The sequence below is a fragment of the Ruegeria discodermiae genome (assembly GCF_030758345.1).
Taxonomy (GTDB): Bacteria; Pseudomonadota; Alphaproteobacteria; order Rhodobacterales; family Rhodobacteraceae; genus Ruegeria_C.
Map to the genome: position 1 here is coordinate 842929 of NZ_JAVAMO010000001.1, position 21489 is coordinate 864417.

Sequence of the window (21489 nt, forward strand, 5' to 3'; positions counted from 1 at the left end):
CTGATTGACAGCACCGGCGGTGCATGTTGTCCTCATTTTAAACCAATAATCTGCCGCAGCCTCGCCCGCCAGCAAGCTGGGGCGTTCACCTGAACAGGTGGCCGAAAAGGAGGACAGGATGAGCGAAATTCCCGACACGATGCAGGCCGCGCTGCTGATCCATGATGGCTATGCCCAGACGGCCTCAGGCCCTGCGATTGAGGACGCAGCAGACTGGCTGCAGGACGCGGAGATACCGGTGCCGCAACCCGGCGCGGGTCAGGTGCTGATCCGTGTGCGGGCCGCATCGGTCAACCCATCGGATCTGCATTTCATCAAGGGCGAATACGGCCAGCCACGCATCAAGGGGCGCCCCGCCGGGTTTGAGGGCTGCGGCGACGTGGTCGCCACCGGTGCCGGCGCTGAAAATCTGACCGGTCAGCGGGTTGCCTTTGTCGCTGCGGGCTCGGGCGCATGGGCCGAATATGCGCTGACACCGGCCATGATGTGCATCCCGCTGCGCCCTGATATCTCGGATTTCGACGGGGCCGCGCAGATCGTCAATCCGCTGACCGCGATGGCTATGGTCGATATCGCAAAACAGGCGGGCGACGCGTTCATCACCTCTGCGGCAACCAGCCAGCTTGGCAAGCTGATGTGCGCCCTTGGCCGAGACCTGGGCCTCGCCCCCATCGCGCTGGTGCGCCGCGCCGACGCGGTGGAGCAACTCAAAGAGCTGGGCGCGGCAGAGGTTCTGGTCACAGGTGAGGCCGACTTCGCCACGCGACTGACCGAGATCATTCGGGCGCGAAAACCCCGCATCTTCCTTGATGCGGTGGCGGATCAGCAATGCGAAACCGTCTTCACCGCCATGCCCAACGGCGCGCGCTGGATCATCTATGGCAAGCTCAGCACCGAGCCGCCCGCATTGACCCAGACCGGTCAGTTTATCTTCATGAGCAAGCAGATCGAGGGGTTCTGGCTGAGCAAATGGATGACCAGCACCCCGCCCCAAGACCAGATGCGCGTGGTGGGTGAGGTGCAGGCCCGCTTCGCCGATGGCCGCTGGAGCACGGATGTCGCGGCAACCATCCCGCTGCGCGACCTGGTCGGCACACTTGCCGAGACTCTAAAGACCACAAAAGGCAAGATCATGATCGTTCCCGAGTGATCGCCGATCCGGACAAAAGACGTCGCAGCAGCCTGGGGAGGAGCGCTTGGACAATCTGCAACTGGTAATCAGCGGACTCGCAAATGGCTGTGTCTATGGCCTGATCGCACTGGGTTTTGTTCTGATCTACAAGGCGACCGAGGCGGTCAATTTCGCCCAGGGCGACATGATGATGCTGGGCGCCTTCGTCACCATCGGATTGACAAATGCCGAATATATGGGGCTACCATTCTGGGTGGCGGTTCCGATCTCGCTGGGGCTGATGGCAGGGTTTGGCGTTCTGCTCGACCGGCTGCTGATCCGGCGCATGTTCGGAGAAAGCCAGACCTCGGTGGTGATCCTGACCATCGCTCTGGGCTTCGTGATCCGCTTTGTCGCCGGGCTGATCTGGGGGCATGAACCGCAAACGCTGCAGAACCCGCTGGCTGGCAAGGATATCCGCTTTGGCGGCCTCGTCTTGGGGCTGGAGGATGTGGCAGTGATCACCGTCACCGTTTTGCTCACGCTCTCGCTTTATCTGTTCTTTGCCCGCACCAAGCTGGGGCTGGCGATGCAGGCCGCCTCACAGAACCAGTTAGCGGCCTATTACATGGGCATCCCGGTGAAACGGGTGCAGGGGCTGATCTGGGGTCTTGCGGGCATGGTCGCATGCGTTGCAGGCATTCTATTTGCGGCCAAGGGCGCGGTTGATCCCAGTTCCGGCCTGCTGGGGATCAAGGCCTTTGCGGCGGCGGTGATTGGCGGGTTTGGCAGCCTGCCCGGTGCGTTGGCGGGCGGGTTGATCGTGGGCGTGATCGAGCCCTTTGCCAGCCGCTATATCGCCGCAGGCTACAGCCAGATCGCGCCTTATGCGCTGGTCTTGCTGGTGCTGATCCTGCGACCACATGGGCTGTTCTCGCAAATCCGCCTCAAGAAGGTCTGACCAGATGCGGATCGTGTTCAAAACCAGTTACTTGCAGGATATCCGCCCCTGGAAGGACGGATATCAACTGTCGCTCTATCTGATCCTGCTGGCCTGCGCGCTGGCGGCACCGCTGCTGTTGGATGATTTCTATCTGGGCGAATTGACCAATGTGCTGATCTGGGCCATCGCGGGCATGGGGCTGATGGTGCTGACCGGGCATACGGGTCAGGCCAGTCTGGGCCACGCCGCCTTTCTGGCAATCGGATGTTATGCCAATATCATCCTGCTGGAGCAGGGCCTGCCTTTTCTGCTGGCCTTCCCACTGGCCGGGCTGATCACCGGCGTTCTGGGCGTGATCATCGCCATTCCGGCCCTGCGCATGCACGGTATCTATCTGGCGATCGCCACGCTGGCGCTGTCGGTGCTGATGGATGACATCATCGTCCTGAGCGAGCCGCTGACCGGCGGTGTCGCTGGCAAATTCGCCCCGCCCGTGCGTGTCTTTGGCATTGAGATCGACCGCTGGGGCACGCCGCGCGCTTTCTACTGGCTGGTGCTTGCGGTCGTGGTGATCGTGACGCTGGGCTATATCAACCTGCTGCGCGCGCCGCTGGGCCGCAGTTTCATCGCCGTGCGCGACAGCGAGGTTTCGGCCCAGGCGATGGGCGTGCATATCGCCCGGACCAAAGTGATGTCGTTTTTCCTGTCCTGCGCGGTGACAGGGCTCGCCGGGGCGCTGATGGGCCTGTTTGCAGGCGCGTTCAACAATGAAACCTTCAGCGTGGTAATCTCGATCCTGCTTCTGATGATGATCGTGATCGGCGGGCTCGGCTCGATCCATGGGGCGTTTTTTGGGGCCATCGTCATCGGCTTCCTGCCGCAATTCCTGTCGATCAGCAAGGAATGGGTCGGCGCGCTGATCGGAGGAAACACGGTCGCAATTCCCGGTTTAGAAACAGGGGTTTTCGGCCTGATCCTCATCTTTTTCGTGCTGTTCGAACCGATGGGCATCTATGGCCGCTGGCTGAAAATCCGCACCTGGTTCGAGCTGTTCCCGTTCTATCGCCGCGATATGTTCAAGCGCCAGAAATCCTACCTGAAGACGGAGCGTCTGCGATGAGCCTGCTGACGCTGGACAATGTCACGCTGCGCTTTGGCGGCCTGACGGCGGTGGATGCCCTGTCATTCTCGGTCGAACCGGGCGAGGTTTTTGCCATTGTCGGCCCCAACGGTGCGGGAAAATCCACGGTTTTCAACCTGATATCGCGGTTTTATGATCCTGCTTCCGGGTCCATCCGCCTCGAAAACGACGACCTGCTGGCGCATGAATCCAGCGACATCGCCAATCTGGGCATCGCGCGGACGTTCCAGAATATCGAGCTGTTCGAACATGCCACCGTCTTGCAGAACCTGCTGGTCGGACGGCACCGCCACCGCCGCAGCACGATGCTGTCGGAGCTGTTCTTCCTGCCCTCGGTCCGCCGTGCCGAGATCGAGAACCGCGAGAAGGTCGAAGAGATCATCGATTTCCTCGACCTGCAGCCCCATCGCGACAAGATGATCGCCGGGCTTCCTTATGGCGTGCGCAAGGTGGTCGAGGTGGCCCGCGCGCTGGCCACCGGCCCGCGCCTGCTGTTGCTGGACGAACCGGCCTCGGGGCTTTCGGTCGAGGAAACCAGCGATATGCGCTGGTGGATCGAGGATATCCGCCGCCAGATGGGGATCACCGTGCTGATGGTCGAACATGACATGGGGCTGGTCTCGGGCGTCTCTGACCGGGTGCTGGCCATGGCCGATGGCGCGAGACTGGCGCTTGGTACCCCCGAAGAGGTGCAATCGCACCCGGCGGTGATCGAAGCCTATCTGGGCCGCGCCTCATGAGCGATCCGATCCTCTCCGTCCGCAATGTGGAAAGCTACTATGGCCCGATCATGGCCATCCGAGGCGTGTCGATCGACGTCACGCCGGGCCGGATCGTCACCATTCTGGGGGCCAATGGCGCGGGCAAGACCACGCTGATGAAGACAATCTCGGGCGTGATGGACCCTGAAAAGGGCGCCATCACATTTGAAGGCGACGAGATTCAGGGCCGCGAGCCCCATAAGATCGTCGAGCGCGGCATTGTCCATGTCCCCGAAGGGCGCGAGGTCTTTCCCCTGCTCACGGTTGAGGAGAACCTGACCCTTGGCGCCTATACCCGCCACGACAAGGCACAGATCGACCGCGACCGCGATTTGGTTTTCTCCTACTTCCCCATTCTGGCCGAGCGTCGCCTGGCCGAGGCGGGCACTTTGTCGGGCGGGCAACAGCAGATGCTGGCCATTGGCCGGGGCTTGATGGGCGGACCGCGTCTGATGCTGCTGGATGAGCCCTCGCTGGGCCTGTCACCCCGGCTGGTGCAGGAGATCTTCGAGATCCTCGCGCGGCTGAACCGCGAGCAGAACATGACCATCGTTTTGGTCGAACAGAACGCGGCCGCCGCGCTCGATCTGGCCGATGACGGCTATGTCATGGAGGTGGGTCGTATCGTGATGAGCGGCACGGCGCAGGAGTTGAGCGCCTCGGACGATATCCGGAACTTCTATCTCGGCGTGCAGGAGGAAGGCGCGCGCGCAAACCGGCGCTGGAAACGGCGCAAGACGTGGAGGTGAGCGGAATGGATGCCAGCACCCTGCCCCCCCAGACCGAGATCAACGGGATCAGCGTCAATACCGATCCGGGTCATCGCCCGGTGCTGGTGGATGGCAACCTTACCATTGTCAGCCTGTTTGCCAGCCGCTGCGCCGATCTTGGCCCCCGCACCGCTCATCGCGAAAAGGACATGGGGCTGTGGAAATCCTATAGCTGGGCCGATTACTGGACCCATGCCAAATGGATCGGCCTTGCCCTGCGCAAACTCGGGCTGAAACGGGGCGAGGTCGTCTCGATCCTCAGCGAGGACCGCAAGGAATGGGCCTGGCTCGATCTGGGCATCCAATGCGTGGGCGGCATCGCCTCGGGCGTCTACACCACCGATTCCGAAAAGCAGCTGTCTTACCTGCTGCGCGACAGCGACAGCCTCTTTCTGATCGTCGAAAACGAAGAGCAGCTCGACAAGTTCCTGCATATCCAGGATGAGGTGCCCGATCTGCTGAACGTCATCATCCTCGAAGAGGAAGGGCTGCATGATCTGGATCATCCCAAATGCCTGATGATCGACGCGCTCTATGAGATCGGTCAGCAGGCAGAGGTCGCACAGCCCGGCCAGTTTGAAACCGAGATCGCGCTGGCTGAGCCGGAAGATACCGCCCTGCTGATCTACACATCCGGCACCACCGGTCCGCCCAAAGGCGCGATGTTGAGCCATGAGAACATCATGGCCGCGATCACCGCCGGTCTGCATGGGCTGCCCGGCCATGAAGATGACGAGCAGCTCTGTTTCCTGCCGCTGTGCCATATCCTCGAACGCGATGTGTCGATTTATTATCCGCTCGCCACCAAATGCACGGTCAATTTCGCCGAGAGCCCCGAGACGGTGTTCACCAACCTGCAAGAAGTCTCCCCCGCGACCTTCACCGCCGTGCCGCGGGTCTGGGAGAAAATCCACAGCCAGGTCACCATTCTTGTCAACGAGGCCACGCCGCTGGGTCGCATCGCCTTTGCCGCCGCTTTGTCTACGGGGATAAAGCGTGCAGACTACCTGCTTGAAAACAAACCGGTTCCCGCAGGTTTAGCCTTGCGTTACAGGCTTTGGGACTTTCTGGTTCTGCGCAATCTGCGGCGGATGCTGGGCTTTGACCGGTTGCGTCGCGGCGGGTCCGGCGCGGCCCCGATCTCGCCCGAGTTGCTGCGCTGGTATTGGGCCATCGGCGTGCCCTTGATCGAAGGCTTCGGCATGACCGAAACTGCGGGTATCGCCACGGTCAACACGCTGGAAGCCAACCGCATCGGCACCATCGGCCGCGTGGTGCCGGGGTCCGAGATCCGGGTCTCGGAACTGGGCGAGCTTGAGACACGCGGGCTGAACATCTTCAAAGGCTATTGGCGCAACAATGAAAAAACCGCCGAAACCTTCACCGATGATGGTTGGCTGCGCACCGGCGATCTGGGCCGGATCAACGAAGATGGCTTCGTGACGATCACCGGCCGGATGAAGGACATCCTGATCACCGCTGGCGGCAAGAATATCGCCCCCGCCGAAATCGAGAGCCGATTGAAGTTCTCGCATTTCATCTCTGATGCGGTGGTGATCGGGGATGCGCGCAAACACCTGACCGCGCTGATCATGATCGATCAGGACAATGTCGAGAAGTACGCGCAGGAGCAGAAAGTGCCGTTCTCGGATTTCCCCTCGCTCTGTGCAGCCCCGGAAGTTCGCGCGCTGATCGACGGCGAGGTGAACAACGCCAACAAAGATTTCGCCCGTGTCGAGCAGATCAAGGATTTCCGCATCATCGACGTGCTGCTGACCGCCGAGGATGAGGAACTGACCGCCACCATGAAGCTCAAACGCGGCCAGGTGGAAAAGAACCATGGCGCGCTGATCGAAGAGATGTACGATTAAGCACATATCAGGGAGGAACACATGAAACGGATTATCGGAGGCTTCAAACGGATCATCGGAGGCTTCGCGGCCAGCGCACTTGCATTTGCCAGCGGCGCATGGGCCGACACGCAGGGCGTAAGCGATACCGAGATTGTCATCGGTGCCGTCAACGACCTGAGCGGAATTTTTGCCGCCGTTGGCGTTCCGGCCACCAAGGGGGCCAATCTCTATTTCGACAAGGTCAACGCCGAGGGCGGCGTGCATGGCCGCACCATCCGATATGTGGTCGAAGACAATGGCTATCAGATGCCCCGCGCGATGCAGGGCTATAATAAGCTGCTCAATCGCGACAAGGTTTTTGCCATGCTGCAAAGCCTCGGCACTCCGATGAATGTGGCAGGCTTCAAGCTGCTTGATCCCAAGGGCATCCCCAATGTGGCCCCGCTTTCCGCCGCGCGTCAGATGCTGCAAGAGCCGATGGACAACAAATTCACTTCCTTCTCGACCTATTACGATCAGGCACGGGTGGGCGTGAAATATCTGGCGGAAAAGGATGGCGGCACCAAGGTCTGCAGCATGTATCTGCCCACCGATTTCGGCAAGGAAATCCTGGAAGGCACCATCGCGGGCGCGGAAGAGGCCGGGATCGAATTTGTCGCTGAGACCACGCATAAACCGGATGAGACGGATTTCGTGGGCTCGCTGAGCAAGCTCAAAGAGGAAGGCTGCGATATTGTCACCATTGCGCTCGGCGTGCGCCAAGCGATCACCGTTGTCGGCACCGCCAAGAAGATGGGGCTGGACGACATGGATTTTCTAGGCACCTCGGCCAGCTTCCTAACGGTCGTGGCGGCTGTGCCCGGTGGCGTGACAGACGGGTTCTATGCAGCGGCAAGCTGGCAAGACCTCTGGGCGCGCGCGGATGAGCCAGCGCCAAAAGCCTTTATCGAAGAATACAAGGCCGCGTATGGCGAGGACCCGGTGGGGTTTTCGATGCTGGGCTATTCCGCCGCTGACATGATGGTCCGCGCGCTTGAGGCCGCGGGACCGGACCTGACGCAGGAAAGCTTCATCGCCGCAATGGAAAGCCTAGATTACACCGATGATCTGGTTGGCAACCATCTCGACTACAGCGCCGAGGACCATCAGGGCGCCAATACGGTCTATATCGCCGTAGTCGAAGATGGCGGCTGGAAAAAGATCCACGAGGAGTGATCACCGCTCCGGCTGCGCGCGACAAGGCCGTTTGATCGGCCTTGTCCCTTTCCGCTAACCGGCATCAAGGTGCCGTTCAGCCGCAAACGTCTGAATCGTGCTCTCAACAATTCCAAGTGCGTGATCGAGATCTTCTTCGCTGATGACCAGCGGCGGCGACAGGGTCAGGACGTTTCCGGCGCTGATCTTGAAGGAGAGACCCTGATCCAAACAGGCATAGAAAATCCGCTCGGTCAGTTCGGGATCTTTCGTGCGCGCCGCGCGATCGGACACGATCTCGACCCCGAACATCAACCCCCTTCCCCTTATATCCCCGACGACGGGACAATCGCCCAACGTCTCCCGCAATCGGTCCAGCGCTCGGGCGCCCAACTGCTCGGCGCGCGCAACCAGGCCTTCCTCCTCGAGGATCTGCAAGGTGGTCAGCGCGGCGCGGGCGGTGACCGGGTTCTTTTCGTGGGTGTAATGCCCGATGGCAAACTCCCCCGCCACGTTCAGATCATCCCGCGCCAGCACCGCCGCAATCGGCAAGACGCCCCCACCCAGCGCCTTTCCCAGCGTAACGATATCGGGGGTAATCCCGTCATGCTCGAAGGCAAAGAACCGCCCCGTCTTGCCCAGCCCGGTGGGAATCTCATCCATGATCAGCAGCGCCCCGTGGCGATGGCAGGCCGCCTGCACAGCTTGCCAGTAGCCCGGCGGCGGCACCACCGGCACTGCGCGCATCGGCTCGGCGATAACGGCGGCGACATCACCCTCGCGCTCAAGCGCGAACTCGACCATGCGGGCGCAGGCTAGCGCGCAAGTATCGGGACCGGAATGCCCATAAGCGCAGCGATAACAGTTGAAGGGCGCGACATGTTCCGTCCCCGGCAGCAGCGGGCCCGCCACATGGCTGCGGAACGTGGCCTCGCCACCGACGCTTGAGGCGCCAAAACCCGCGCCATGAAACGCATCCCAGAAGCTGATCGTCTTGAACCGCCCGGTGGCCGCGCGCGCCAGACGCAGCGCGACCTCATTGGCGTCGGACCCGCCGGTGGTAAACAACACCCGCGACAGCGCGCCTGGCGCAATCCGGCCCAGCGTTTCGGCCAGTTCGACCGAGATCTCATTGGTGAACCGGCGCGGTGCAAAGGGCAGCGTGTCCAACTGCGCCTTGATCGCGGCGATCAGGCGGGGATGGCCATAGCCGATGTGATGAACCGAATTGCCATGGAAATCCATGTAGCGGCGACCCACCAGATCCTCGATCCAGATTCCCTCGGCCTTTGCGATGGTGGACAGGCAGGGGGTCGATAGCGATTGATGCAGGAAGGCCTCGCTGTCCCGTCTCAGCAGAGCCTCGCCAGGGCCATCCGCAACGCGCGCGCGCCACTCCCGCCCCGCCGCCGAGATATTGGACTCACCTTCGGTGTGGCGCTGGACACTCATGATCTGGCCTCCGCTGATTGGGCGTGCCGGGCGGTCGGCGGATGCCCCGCCCGCCGATTGCAAGCTGGCTGTTGGTGCAGGATGGCGGGCGGCTGGCACTATGTAAAATCTATATATGCTATCAGGTGATAAATCGAACCGATGCCAGCTCTGTCCGCAGATGCGAATCAACTGGTCGATAATTTGGCATATTGCCCGGCCAAAAGCCTCATATCGGGATTTATTCGGTCACTTACCAACATAAACCCACAACCTTCCTCATATCGCTTGCTCCGACTCAAGCGAGCGAATCTTCTCGAAATGCCGCTATCCGTGAAGGAACCAATGCGCCCGCCAATGGCCAGACCCACCGCAGACCCGTACAAACGAAGGGAAAAACCCGCCCGCGCACAAGACGTTGCGCAGGCCGCGTCGCAAGCGCTAGGGTTTTCAGCATCGCTGGCACTGACACAAAACTGTCGTAGGGCCGTGAAAAAAAATGGGGTGTCTCGGAATGCGCGGGCGAACGCATCGCGGCAGCTTTTGAAGCGAACAAAGCTACGGCGGGGGGGTGTTTTGTTCAATCACGATAACAGACCTGACGACCACCGCTGCTCCGTCCGTTACCGGGTCGAACCCGATCCCATGCTGGGTGCTCTGAAGCAACCGGACCACTCGCAGACTGCAGCGCGCGGCGCAGTCCAATCCAAAAACAAAACAAACAACGTCCAACAACAGGAGATAACATGAAGAAGTTCCTACTTTCGGGCGCGGCGATCCTGCTGCCCGCTGCCGCTTATGCAAACTGTGCGGGCATTACCGTGGCTGACATGCAGGGTGTCGCGCCGGGTGCGTTTCCGCAGCAATACGAGCTAAGCGAGTTCGAAGCCGCCGCTGGCTGCACAATGGAGTTTTCGGCCAACCCCGAGATCGAGGCGCTGAACGCCCGCATTCAGGGCAATGGCGAACTGCCGGCACTGGCGGACCGGCTGCCAAAAGAGCCGCTGGTGATCGTGCCCTATGAAAGCGTCGGCAAATATGGCGGTGAGCTTGACGCGCTGTCCAACGCGACCGAGGCCGGCACCTCGGATTTCCTGTCCACTCGCCACGTCAATCTGGTGCGCTATGCCGATGATCTGCAGACCATCGTGCCCAATATCGCCAAAAGCTGGGAATGGAATGACGACTATACGCAGCTGACCTTCCATCTGCGCGAAGGCCATAAATGGTCCGACGGCGCGCCCTTCACTTCGGCGGATGTGAAGTTCTGGTATGACAACCTCGCCCTTGATCCCAATGTGATCGAAAAGCCCAAGGACTATGTTCTGGTCGGTGGTGAGCGGATGACCGTGGACACACCAGACGAAACCACCGTGGTCTTCAACCTGCCCTCGCCCAAGCCGGGTCTGGTCAACCACTTTGCGATCTCGTTTGCGCAGGGCTTCCAGCCCAAGCACTTCATGGGCCAGTTCCACCCCGATATCGACGAAAACGCCGATGCCAATGCGCAGGCGCTGGGGTTTGAAAACGGCTATGACGCGATCAAGGCCTATTACGGCAATTCCGACTGGACGGACACGCCCAGCCCGATGCTGTCGAACCCCGACAAGGTCGCGAACCTGCCCAAGGCAACGCACCCGACGCTGGAAAGCCATATCTACGTCACCGACACGACCGAAGGCCGCTATCTGGTCGCCAACCCCTATTTCCACATGGTGGACACGACCGGCCAGCAACTGCCCTATATCTCGGCGCAGGATGAGCTGTTTGCCAATGACAATGAGGTGCGCATCCTCAAGCTGGTCAATGGCGAGGCAGATTACAAATCGCAATCCCTGACACTGGCCGCCGCGCCGCTGCTGCTGGAGAATGCGGAAAAGAACAACTACTCGGTTCAGCTTAAGCCGACCATCGCGATGCCAGCGTTTTCCTTCAACATGACCTCCGAAGACCCCGCCAAGCGTGAGGTGTTCGGCGATTTGAGGTTCCGTCAGGCGATGTCGGTGGCTATCAACCGCGACGAGTTGAACGAGGTGTCGTTCTTTGGTCAGGGTGAGCCGAAGCAATATATCGGCTTCTCGCCCACGCCGGATTTTGTCGATCCGGAGCTGACCAAACACATGATCCAGTTTGATCCGGACATGGCCAATGCGCTGCTGGATGAGATCGGCATGGTCGATACCGATGGCGACGGGTTCCGCGAATTGCCCAATGGTGACAAGCTGGTGCTGAACATGCAGTTCGCCACGCAGGGCATTGGCGGCGAAGTGGTGCAGCTTGTGGCGCAGAACTGGGCCGATGTGGGCATCCAGACCACGGTGAAAGAGGTGACGCCGGACGAATACCGCTCGGCGCAATCCTCCAACCAGCTAGATGTGGGCATGTGGGAAAAGGGCCAGCCGGTTGCCATCGTTCTGGGCAATAACGAACTGTTCGTGCCGCCCTTCGAGAACTATTTCGGTCACCGCACCGCAATGCTCTGGGCCGAATGGGTCGACAGCAACGGCGCTTCGGGTGTTGAGCCGCCGCAATGGGTCAAGGATATGGCCGCAGATGTGGACGCTTTCCAGGGCGCAGTGCCGGGCTCGCCGGAACAGGCCGAGATCGGCGCGCGTCTGGCCAAGTCAATGGCTGAAAATTTGCCCTTTATCGGGACAGTTCAGGCTCAAAACCTCATTTATCATCGCAATGCGCTGAAAAACGTGCCTGAATTCAAGACACAGTCTTACGAATACTACCGGACCTACCCGTATCTTGCCCCGCAATGGTGGCTGGACGAGTAAGACGATCAGCTAAAAGGCAGCGGTGGGCGTAGTGCGCCCGCCGCAAGACCCAAACCGAACAAGAGACGCCCACCCGCCTGCGATGCGGACAAACGGGCGCAAGGACAGGGAATAGGTATGCTGGGCTTTATGCGGTTCGTGGCCACCCGTGCAGCGATGGCGCTGGTGACGCTGGTGATCGTATCGCTGGTCGTGTTCTCGCTGATGGAACTGGTGCCCGGCGATTGCGCCGAGCGGTATCTGGCCTTCAAGAACACCCAAGGTTCCGGCATCTCGGTCGCCGATATCGAGGCCGAGCGTGTCCGGCTGGGTCTGGATCGCCCGTTTCTGGAACGCTGGACAAGCTGGCTGTTCAACGCCTTTCGCGGCGATTTCGGCGATAGCTGCATCCTGCGGCTCAATATCTCGCAACTTCTGGGCGACAAGTTCTGGCTGAGCCTGTCGATCTGCCTGGCCTCGCTGGTGCTGGCCTATGCGATCGCCCTGCCCGTCGGCATCATCGCCGCCGCCTCGCATAACGCGGTGCTGAACAACGTGCTGCGCTTTGTCAGCTATCTGGGCCTGGCGATGCCCAACTTCCTGCTGGCGCTGATCATCATGCTGATCTCGACAGTCTATTTCGGCGATACGTTGACGGGGCTGTTTTCCGACCAGTATCGCGACGCGCCGTGGAGTTGGGCGAAATTTCTCGACATGCTGGGCCATGCCTGGCTGCCGGTCTTCATTCTGGGCTGGTCGGCCACGGCCTTTGCTCTGCAGACAGTGCGGGCGCTGATGTCGGATGAGATCGGCAAGCTCTATGTCACCGCCGCCTCGGCGCGCGGGGTGCATGGGCGCAAGCTGCTCTGGCGATACCCGGCCCGGCATGCGCTGGGGCCGATCATCAACTCGCTCGGCTTCGACCTGAACCGCATCTTCAACGAATTGCCCATCGTGGCGCTGATCCTGACGCTGACCGAGGCCGGATCATTGCTGATCGAGGCACTGGCGCGCTCTAATGACCAACAACTTGCGGGCGCCATCATCTTCATGCTGACCGCCTCGATCGTGACGCTGAACTTTGCAACAGACGTGTTGCTGGCCGTGCTCGACCCGCGCGTCCGCAAGAGCATCATCCGGTGAGCGCCATGACATCTGAAACCACAAACCCCGCCACCGAAACCGACCAAAAGGCCAAAGAGGCCTATTTCACCGCCTCTCAAGGGCAGTTGATCTGGGCGCGTTTCAAGAAACAGCGCAGCGCAATGATCGCCGCCTGGGTGCTGATCGCGCTGCTACTCTCGGGGCTCTTCGCCTCGTTCCTGTCGCCCTATGACCCGACCGTTGCGGGACGCGACAAGGATTACCTGAACGGCGCGCCCCAGCTGCCGCAATTCTGTGACGGCAATGGCTGTTCGCTGCGCCCCTTCATCCACCCGGTCGAGCGTGAGCGCTCGCTGGCGACCAATTTCCGTTGGGTGACCAAGGTCAACGAGGACAAGCGGGTCTATTTCACCTTCCTGCCCAAGGGTTGGGATTATAAGCTTTTCGGCCTGATCCCGATGGACCGGCACCTGTTCGGGGTCGAAGAAGGCTATGTTCACCTGTTCGGCACCGATGCGACCGGCAAGGATATTTTCTCGCGAACGCTGCATGCGATCTGGACGTCGATGCAGGTGGGCACGATCGGGGTCATGATCGCCTTTGTGCTGGCGCTGATCATCGGCGGCATATCAGGATATTACGGCGGCTGGATTGACAGTTTCATACAGATGATCACCGATGCGGTGCGCACGGTACCCGCGATCCCGCTGTTCATGGCCATCGCCGCCTTCATCCCGCAGGAATGGTCGGCCGAAACCCGGTTCTTCATCATATCCATGATCCTCGGGCTGATCGGCTGGCCCACATTGGCGCGGCGCGTTCGAACCCATCTGCTGACCGAGCGCAATCAGGAATATGTGCTGGCCGCCCAGCTTTGCGGCGCCTCGCCCGGCCATGTGATCCGGCGACATCTGCTGCCCAGCTTCACCAGCTACATCATTGTCGACCTGGTGATCTCGTTTCCTTACATGGTACTCAGCGAGACCGCGCTCAGCTTTATCGGGCTGGGCTTGAAGGATCCGGTCAACTCGCTGGGGGTCATGCTGCAAAGCGTGACCTCGGCGGATGTACTGCTGAACTACCAGTGGTATTTCATCCCTGTCATCTTCTTCATCGCGCTGGTGATGGCCTTCGTCTTTGTGGGCGATGGGCTGCGCGACGCCGCCGACCCCTATTCGGATAGCCATAAATGAGTTCCTTGATCGATGTCGAAAACCTGACGCTGCAATTCCGCACCGATGAGGGGCTGGTTACGGCGGTCGATGATGTCAGCTTTTCGCTAGCCAAGGGCGAGGTGATCGGGCTGGTGGGCGAAAGCGGGTCCGGCAAGTCCGTGACCGCCAAATCGCTGATGCACCTGAATGCCCGCAACGCCCTCTACGCGCCGCAAAGCAAGATCACGCTGTACACGGATGCGGGCGAGGTCGATGTGCTGTCGCTTCGCACCGCGCGCGAGCTGAACGTGGTGCGGGGCGGCGCGATCAGCATGATCTTTCAGGAACCGATGGCCTCGTTCGCGCCGGCCATCACCATCGGCAGCCAGATGGTCGAGCAGCTGCAGCTACATGGCGACATGTCCAAGGCCCAGGCCCGGAAGATTTCGGTCGAGATGCTGGACCGCGTCGGCATCTCGGACCCGCATAAGCGCATTGACCAGTTCGCCTTTGAGCTGTCGGGGGGCATGCGCCAGCGGGCGATGATCGCCATGGCGCTGTCGACGCAGCCCAAACTGCTGATCGCGGATGAGCCGACAACAGCGCTGGATGTGACCATTCAGGCCCAGGTGATCGACCTGATGAAGGACCTCGTCAACGAGTTCCACATGGGCATCATCTTCATCACCCATGATCTCGGCGTGGTGGCGCAGACCGCCGACAAGGTCTGCGTGATGTATCTGGGTCGCATGGTCGAGGAAGGCCCGGTGCGCGAGGTGATCCGCCATCCCAAACACCCTTATACGCGGGGCCTGATTCAAGCCCTGCCCCGGCTTGACGATCTGGATTCGCCGCTGACCCCGGTGCCAGGTGATATCCCCTCGCCGTTGGAACGGCCCTCCGGCTGCGTGTTTCACACCCGCTGTCAGGAAATCCTGGGCGATATCTGCAAATCCGCCCTGCCCCATGACACGCAACTGGACGCAACGCACCGGGTGGCCTGCCACCTGCATGACACCAAGGAGGTCGGCGCATGAGCGATGATATCCTGATCTCGGCCGACCGGCTGACCGTCGGCTACCCGCTTGGCAACAGTATCCTGCGCAAGTCGGTGCTGAAGGCGGTGAACGAGGTTTCGGTCCATATCGAACGCGGCTCGTTCTTTGGTCTGGTGGGCGAAAGCGGGTCGGGCAAAACCACGCTGGGCCGCGCGCTGCTCAAGGCTGCGCCGATCACGGAAGGGCGCGCGATCTATCGCGATGACGAGGTCGAATATGACCTGTCCACGCTCGATGGGGCCGAGCTGAAAGATTACCGAAAACGCGCGCAACTGATCTTTCAAGACCCCTATGCGGCCTTGTCGCCCCGCATGACGGTGCGCGACATCATCGCCGAACCACTTGAAGTGATGGGCCTGACCGCCTCGCGCCAAGAAACCGACGAGCGCGTGCGTGAGATCGCGGCAAAATGCCGGTTGAACCTAGAACATCTGCGCCGCTTTCCGCATGCCTTTTCGGGCGGGCAGCGGCAACGGATCTCGATCGCGCGGGCGCTGGTCTCGGGACCGAAATTCGTGGTGGCCGATGAAAGCGTCGCGGCGCTGGACGTGTCGATTCAGGCCGATGTGCTGAACCTGCTGAAACAGCTTCAATCAGACCTGGGGCTGACCTTCATGTTCATTAGCCACGACCTGTCTGTGGTCGCCCATACCTGCGACCATGTGGCCGTGATGTATCTGGGTCGCCTGGTGGAATCCGCGCCCACACGTAAATTGTTCGCGATGCCCCGGCATCCCTATACCCGCGCGCTGTTTTCAGCGATCCCGTCGCTTGACCCCGATGATCGCGGCAAGGCGCAAAAGCTTGAGGGCGAAATACCTTCGCCCCTCAATCAGCCGCCGGGTTGCAAGTTTCATACCCGCTGCCCCAACGCCATCGACCGCTGCAAACGCGAAGAACCCCGGCTGGAAGACCCCGGCGACGGGCATGAAGTGTCCTGCCATCGCTGGCGCGAATTGCTTGAGACTGTTCCAGCCTGACCGGTGCCCTACATTCCAGCAAACACCACCCATAATTTGCAGCTTTTCCGGCATCTGAGGCAGATTTCGGGAAGGCTTCAACTCCCTGTCACAATTCCCCTCTAGGAGGTGCAGACACTCAAGCTATGGAGCCAGAAATGACCAAGATCGACCCGACCGAGTTGTCCCCCGACGACTGGGATGAACTGAACTTCCCCCGCCCTGAAGAAAACGAGTTTGACCGTGTGGTTGAACGCGCGATCTCGCGCCGCGGTTTCCTGGGTGGCGTGCTGGCCTTTGGTTCGGGTGCGGCGGCGATGGGCGCTGGTCTGATGTCCTCGACCTCAGCGCAGGCGCAAAACGCATCGCGCTTTGCCTTCACCCCGATCGCGGCACAAACGGACAACACCGTGCATGTGCCCGAAGGCTATAACTGGAAGGTTCTGGCGCGTTGGGGCGATCCGCTGTTCTCGGATGCCGACGGATATGACATCACCGGCGGTGGCCCGGTCGAAAAGTCCGACCTCATCTTCGGCGAAAACACAGATGGCATGGAAACGTTTGGCTATAACGGTCGCCAACTGATCGCCATCAACCACGAATACCCGAACCGGAAAATCAACTTACCGAAGCTGCGCGCGGGCACACCTGGCAGCGCCGACGAGGTGAAGAAACTGCAGAACATCCAGGGCGTCACCGTGATGGAAATCACCGAGACACCCGAGGGCTGGGCCGTGGTCAAGGACAGCCCATTCAACCGCCGTATTCACCACAACACGCCGATGAAAATCGTGGGCCCCGCAGCTGGTCACGACCTGCTCAAGACCGAGGCCGACCCGACCGGGACCACGTCGCTGGGCACCATGAACAACTGCGGTGCTGGCAAGACCCCCTGGGGCACCTACCTGACCTGCGAGGAAAACTTCAACGGCTATTTCGGCTCGTCCGACGAGACTGCCAGCTACGACCAGAAGGTCGCGGACGGCTTCGGTCGCTACGGCGTGAAAGCCGAAAGCTGGAACGGCTATGAGCTGTTCGATCCGCGTTTTGACACCTCAAAGCACCCGAACGAACCGCACCGCGCCGGCTGGATCGTCGAGATCGACCCGACCAAGCCCGACAGCACGCCAGTCAAGCATACAGGTCTGGGCCGCTTCAAACACGAGAACGCCGCAGCCACGGTTGCGCCGGATGGCCGCGTGGTCGTCTATATGGGCGACGACGAGCGCGGCGAGTTCCTCTACAAATTCGTCTCGACCAACCCCTATCAGCCGGGTGGCCCGACCGAAGGTCTGTTGAATGACGGTCAGCTCTATGTGGCCAAGTTCAACGACGACCAGACCGGCGAGTGGGTGGCCCTGACGCCCGATGCCACAGGCATGGACGCCGCCGAGATCGCGATCTTCACTCGGACGGCTGCCTCCAAAGTTGGTGCAACCACCATGGACCGCCCGGAATGGGTGGCGATCAGCCCGGTCGCGGCTGAGGCCTATTGCTGCCTGACCAACAACAAGAACCGTGGCGTCAAGCCGAACGCTGGCGGCGACGACACCTCGGTCAACGGCCCCAACCCGCGCGAAACCAACCATTACGGTCAGATCGTGCGCTGGCGCCCGGCCAATGACGATCACGCGGCTGACGGCTTTGACTGGGATCTCTATGTGATGGCGGGCAACCCCACCGTGCATAGCGACGCCTATGCGGGATCGCCCAATGTGAACGAGGGCAACCTGTTCAACTCGCCGGACGGTATGCAGATCGACACAACCGGTCTGGTCTGGATCCAGACCGATGGCAATGATGACAATGAGGGTGATTTTGCAGGCAACGGCAACAACCAGATGCTGGTTGGTGACCCGGTGACCGGCGAGATCGTGCGCTTCCTGACCGGCCCGAGCGGGTCGGAAGTGACCGGCCTGACCTGGTCGGATGACCTGCGCACCATGTTCGTAGGCATCCAGCACCCCGGTGGCACCTGGCCCGATGGCGAGGGCCTGCCGCGCTCGTCGATCATCGCCATCAAGCGCGACGATAACGGCATACTGGGCTGATCCAGTCCTGAACATCTTTTGCAGCGCCGCCTCTCAGGGCGGCGCCGTTGCGTTCATAGGGCTGGACATGGTGCAAAATACCAATCCCCGGCTTAACTTGCGGGAAGTTTGTCTTTGCGCTGCCTCTAAGACATGTATGCTTTGCCCGAGCAGAACCGGGCGATGTAAACGCGTTCCGGAACAGAGAATCGACCCACCGGAACGGGGATCATGAGCGCAGAACAGGACACCTCCGACACAGAACACGCCGCACCGGCCGAGTTCCTGACCAAACTGCTGCATCACCCGCTGACCAAGGTGGTGCTTCCGATCCTGGTCACGGGCATTGCGCTTTTTGCCCTGCATGATCTGTCCGCGCGGGTGAGCTGGTCGGATGTGAAATCCGATATCAGCGACACCCCCTGGCGTATCTTCATCGCTGCGATCGGCTGGACGGCGGTCAGTTATTTCAGCCTGTCCTTCTATGACATTTTCGCGGTGCGCAGCGTGGCTGACGGCAAGGTGCCCTCGCATATCGCGGGCATGGCCGGGGCCAGCGGCTATGCGGTGTCGAACTTTCTGGGCTTTTCTTATGTCACTGGCACCGCCGTGCGCTATCGCATCTACGCCTCGCTTGGTCTGGATCTGGAGCGGGTGGCCGGTGTTATCGCGACCTCCTGGGTGGCGTTCTGGATGGGCATGACGCTGATCCTTGGGGCGCTCATGGTGCTGCATCCGCAAGGCCTGTCCACGGTGCTCCCGCTCAACGACACGACCGAGACGCTGATCGGTGCCGTGCTGTTATGCGCGCTGCTGTCGCTCTTTGTCTGGTTGGCCATGGGCGCGCGCCGACTGGCTGTTGCTGGGATGGGGTTCGATCTGCCAAGTTTCCGTCTGGCCGTGTTGCTGACGCTGGCGGCGATGGGTGACCTGCTGGGCGTGACGATGACGCTCTATGTGCTGATGCCCAGCGATCTGGCGGTTGGCTTCCCCTTCTTCTTCACCATCGTCATCGCCGCCATCGCGCTGGGTGTGCTGAGCCACGCGCCGGGCGGTCTTGGCGTCTTTGAGGCAACAATCATCGCGGGGCTTGGCGCGGCAGGCCGGTCCGATGTGCTGGCCGCGCTGGTGCTCTATCGGCTGATCTATACGCTGATGCCCTTTGCCGTTGCCTGCTGCGGCATCGCGGTGGTTTGGACGGTAGCGCGTCGACGCTCAGTCAGTTCGGCTGCAACGGCGGCCTATCGCATCGTCAAACCGATCGTGCCCATTGCGGCGGCCGCCGTGACCATGTTTGCGGGCATCATCCTGCTGGTCTCGGGCACCCTGCCCGCCGACAATGAAAGCATGCGCATCCTGCGCTCGATCCTGCCGCTGTCGCTGGTCGAGGCCTCGCATCTGATCGGCAGCATCACCGGGTTATTGCTGATCCTGATTTCGCGCGGGCTTTATCGCAAGCTCTACCGGGCCTGGGTAGTGGCGATGATCCTGATGGGTGTGGGTTTTGTCGCCTCGCTCAGCAAGGGGCTCGATGTGCGTGAGGCGATCAGCATGTTGCTAACCATCGGTTTTCTGGGCCTCTTTCGCGGGGCGTTCTATCGCGTTGCCGGGGCGTCGATCTTCCGGCTGAACGTGCCGTGGTTCGTCAGTATCGTGGCGCTGCTGGCGGCGGTGTTCTGGCTGGGGCTTTTTGCCTATTCCCATGTGGATTACCAGAACGATCTGTGGTGGGACTTCGCCTGGAACGCCGATGCCTCACGCTTCCTGCGCTCCAGCCTCGTGGTGGCGCTGGTGCTTGCCGCTATCGCGCTGAACTCGCTGCTCAGCCAGCGCATGCCCGATCAGCGCAGCTTCGAAGTGCCGCAGGTGGTGCATGATCTGGCGATGGCCAGCGAAGATACCGAAGCACTGATCTGCCTGACCGGCGATAAGCAGTTCCTGATCGCTGAGGATGAAAGCGCCTTTCTGGCCTATGCCGATACCGGTAGCTCGCTGATCAGCAAGGGCGAGCCGGTGGGCGAAGAGGAAGCCGGCAAGCAACTGATCTGGCAGTTGCGCGAGAAGGCAGACAAGGAAGGCAAGCGCTGCGCCTTCTACAGCGTCTCGCCGCGTTATCTGCCGACCTTCCTTGATCTGGGCCTGTCGATCCTGAAAATCGGCGAGGTCGCGCGTGCCGACCTGACCGGCTTCACACTCGACGGTAAACCCCGCAAGGGTTTCCGTCAGGCCCGCAACCGCGCCGAGCGCGAGGGCTATGTGTTCGAGATCATCCCCAAGGAAGAGCTGCAGCCCGCCCTGCCCGAGCTGAAAGAAGTCTCGGACAAGTGGCTGACCAACAAACAGGGCGAAGAGAAAGGGTTTTCGCTGGGTGGCTTCAGCGAGGCGTATCTGCTGAATTTCGACCATGCCGTGCTGCGCGATGGTGAGAGCGGCAAGATCGTGGCCTTTGCCAACCTGTTTCAGGGCGCGAACAAAAGCGAATTGTCGCTGGACCTGATGCGCTATGACCCCGAAAGCCCCAGTTTCATCATGGACGCGCTTTTCGCTGAAATGATGCTGTGGGGCGCGGAACAGGGCTTTCACTGGTTCTCGCTGGGGGCCGCGCCCTTTTCGGGGATCGAGAACCGCCAGCTTGCCTCGCTCTGGAACCGGATTGGCGGCTTTGTCTATGAACATGGCGAGCAGTTCTATCACTTCGAAGGGCTGCGGTCCTTCAAGCAGAAATTCGACCCGGTCTGGAGCCCGAACTATCTGGCCAGCCCCGGCGGTCTGGCAGCCCCGCGCATCCTCTATGAGATCAACGTGCTGGTCTCGGGCGGACTGCGGGGCCTGACGAAATAGGAGCCTGCGCCGATGATCGACAGCTACCGCGAACATGCTGCAAACGAGCGGACCTTTCTGGCCTGGGTCCGTACGGTCATAGCGATCGTGGGCTTTGGCCTTGTGGCCACACGGATGAATGACGAACCGGTGACGATCTGGACCGAAACGCTGATGATGGTGGCGGGCGCGCTGGTGCTGCTGCTGGCTTATGTGCGGATGCGGCGCATGCATCACCGGATCAGAAGTGACAAGGCCACGGATGACTACGAAGACAGCGCCGACATTATGCTGTTGGTGCTGGTCGGCTCACTTTTTGCGCTGCTCGGAGCCTTTGTGCTGCATGTGTCGTGAAGTCATGAGGGCGGTGCTTTCGGCGCAGCTGCCCAGTATACCCC

Annotated in this window: 16 protein-coding genes; 15 read left to right on the forward strand and 1 reads right to left on the reverse strand. The window is 60.9% G+C overall.

The features are described 5' to 3' along the window. Window positions 1-118: 118 nt before the first annotated feature. From Q5Y75_RS04210 to Q5Y75_RS04240, 7 genes are read left to right on the forward strand one after another with little or no spacing between them, the layout of a single operon-like run. Window positions 119-1150: an alcohol dehydrogenase catalytic domain-containing protein gene (locus tag Q5Y75_RS04210; protein WP_306194632.1), complete on the forward strand. Its 1032-nt coding sequence runs from the start codon at window positions 119-121 to the stop codon at window positions 1148-1150. A gap of 46 nt (window positions 1151-1196) precedes the next feature. Beyond that, a complete protein-coding gene (locus Q5Y75_RS04215) occupies window positions 1197-2072 on the forward strand; it encodes a branched-chain amino acid ABC transporter permease (RefSeq protein WP_306194634.1) in 876 nt (291 codons plus the stop codon). A gap of 4 nt (window positions 2073-2076) precedes the next feature. Next, window positions 2077-3174 carry a branched-chain amino acid ABC transporter permease gene (locus Q5Y75_RS04220; protein ID WP_306194636.1) on the forward strand — a complete coding sequence of 366 codons (1098 nt, stop codon included), beginning with the start codon at window positions 2077-2079 and terminating at the stop codon, window positions 3172-3174. Next, the gene (locus Q5Y75_RS04225) at window positions 3171-3935 is read left to right on the forward strand and encodes an ABC transporter ATP-binding protein (RefSeq protein ID WP_306194638.1); all 765 of its coding nucleotides are present in this window, start codon (window positions 3171-3173) and stop codon (window positions 3933-3935) included. The genes Q5Y75_RS04220 and Q5Y75_RS04225 overlap by 4 nt, the downstream gene beginning before the upstream one ends. Further along, window positions 3932-4705 carry an ABC transporter ATP-binding protein gene (locus Q5Y75_RS04230; protein ID WP_306194640.1) on the forward strand — a complete coding sequence of 258 codons (774 nt, stop codon included), beginning with the start codon at window positions 3932-3934 and terminating at the stop codon, window positions 4703-4705. Before Q5Y75_RS04225 ends, Q5Y75_RS04230 begins: the two co-directional genes overlap by 4 nt. A gap of 5 nt (window positions 4706-4710) precedes the next feature. Next, window positions 4711-6597, forward strand: coding sequence for an AMP-dependent synthetase/ligase (locus Q5Y75_RS04235; protein WP_306194641.1), 1887 nt, complete (start codon window positions 4711-4713; stop codon window positions 6595-6597). 21 nt (window positions 6598-6618) lie between these two features. Further along, a complete protein-coding gene (locus Q5Y75_RS04240; RefSeq protein WP_306194643.1) occupies window positions 6619-7794 on the forward strand; it encodes an ABC transporter substrate-binding protein in 1176 nt (391 codons plus the stop codon). 54 nt (window positions 7795-7848) lie between these two features. Here Q5Y75_RS04240 and pbfA read toward each other — a convergent pair whose 3' ends face one another. After that, window positions 7849-9225 carry a (R)-1-hydroxy-2-aminoethylphosphonate ammonia-lyase gene (gene pbfA / locus Q5Y75_RS04245; protein WP_306194645.1) on the reverse strand — a complete coding sequence of 459 codons (1377 nt, stop codon included), beginning with the start codon at window positions 9223-9225 and terminating at the stop codon, window positions 7849-7851. Window positions 9226-9950: 725 nt separating this feature from the next. On the opposite strand from pbfA, the gene Q5Y75_RS04250 reads away from it, so the two are divergent. The 8 genes from Q5Y75_RS04250 to Q5Y75_RS04285 all read left to right on the forward strand — a co-directional run bounded on the left by Q5Y75_RS04250 (window position 9951) and on the right by Q5Y75_RS04285 (window position 21445). Further along, complete coding sequence (locus Q5Y75_RS04250; protein ID WP_306194646.1) at window positions 9951-11987, forward strand: ABC transporter substrate-binding protein; 2037 nt, start codon at window positions 9951-9953, stop codon at window positions 11985-11987. 117 nt (window positions 11988-12104) lie between these two features. Then, the gene (locus Q5Y75_RS04255) at window positions 12105-13109 is read left to right on the forward strand and encodes an ABC transporter permease (protein ID WP_306194647.1); all 1005 of its coding nucleotides are present in this window, start codon (window positions 12105-12107) and stop codon (window positions 13107-13109) included. A gap of 5 nt (window positions 13110-13114) precedes the next feature. After that, window positions 13115-14263: an ABC transporter permease gene (locus tag Q5Y75_RS04260; protein WP_306194648.1), complete on the forward strand. Its 1149-nt coding sequence runs from the start codon at window positions 13115-13117 to the stop codon at window positions 14261-14263. Next, entirely contained in the window at window positions 14260-15261 is a 1002-nt protein-coding gene (locus tag Q5Y75_RS04265; protein WP_306194649.1) for an ABC transporter ATP-binding protein, read from the forward strand. Before Q5Y75_RS04260 ends, Q5Y75_RS04265 begins: the two co-directional genes overlap by 4 nt. Further along, the gene (locus tag Q5Y75_RS04270; protein WP_306194651.1) at window positions 15258-16262 is read left to right on the forward strand and encodes an ABC transporter ATP-binding protein; all 1005 of its coding nucleotides are present in this window, start codon (window positions 15258-15260) and stop codon (window positions 16260-16262) included. Before Q5Y75_RS04265 ends, Q5Y75_RS04270 begins: the two co-directional genes overlap by 4 nt. A 137-nt stretch (window positions 16263-16399) precedes the next feature. Next, entirely contained in the window at window positions 16400-18292 is a 1893-nt protein-coding gene (locus tag Q5Y75_RS04275) for a PhoX family protein (protein ID WP_306194653.1), read from the forward strand. Window positions 18293-18502: 210 nt separating this feature from the next. Then, window positions 18503-21112, forward strand: a complete 2610-nt coding sequence (gene mprF / locus Q5Y75_RS04280; protein WP_306194655.1) for a bifunctional lysylphosphatidylglycerol flippase/synthetase MprF — start codon at window positions 18503-18505, stop codon at window positions 21110-21112. A 12-nt stretch (window positions 21113-21124) separates the two neighbouring features. Next, window positions 21125-21445, forward strand: a complete 321-nt coding sequence (locus tag Q5Y75_RS04285) for a DUF202 domain-containing protein (protein WP_306194656.1) — start codon at window positions 21125-21127, stop codon at window positions 21443-21445. The last annotated feature ends 44 nt before the right edge of the window (window positions 21446-21489 follow it).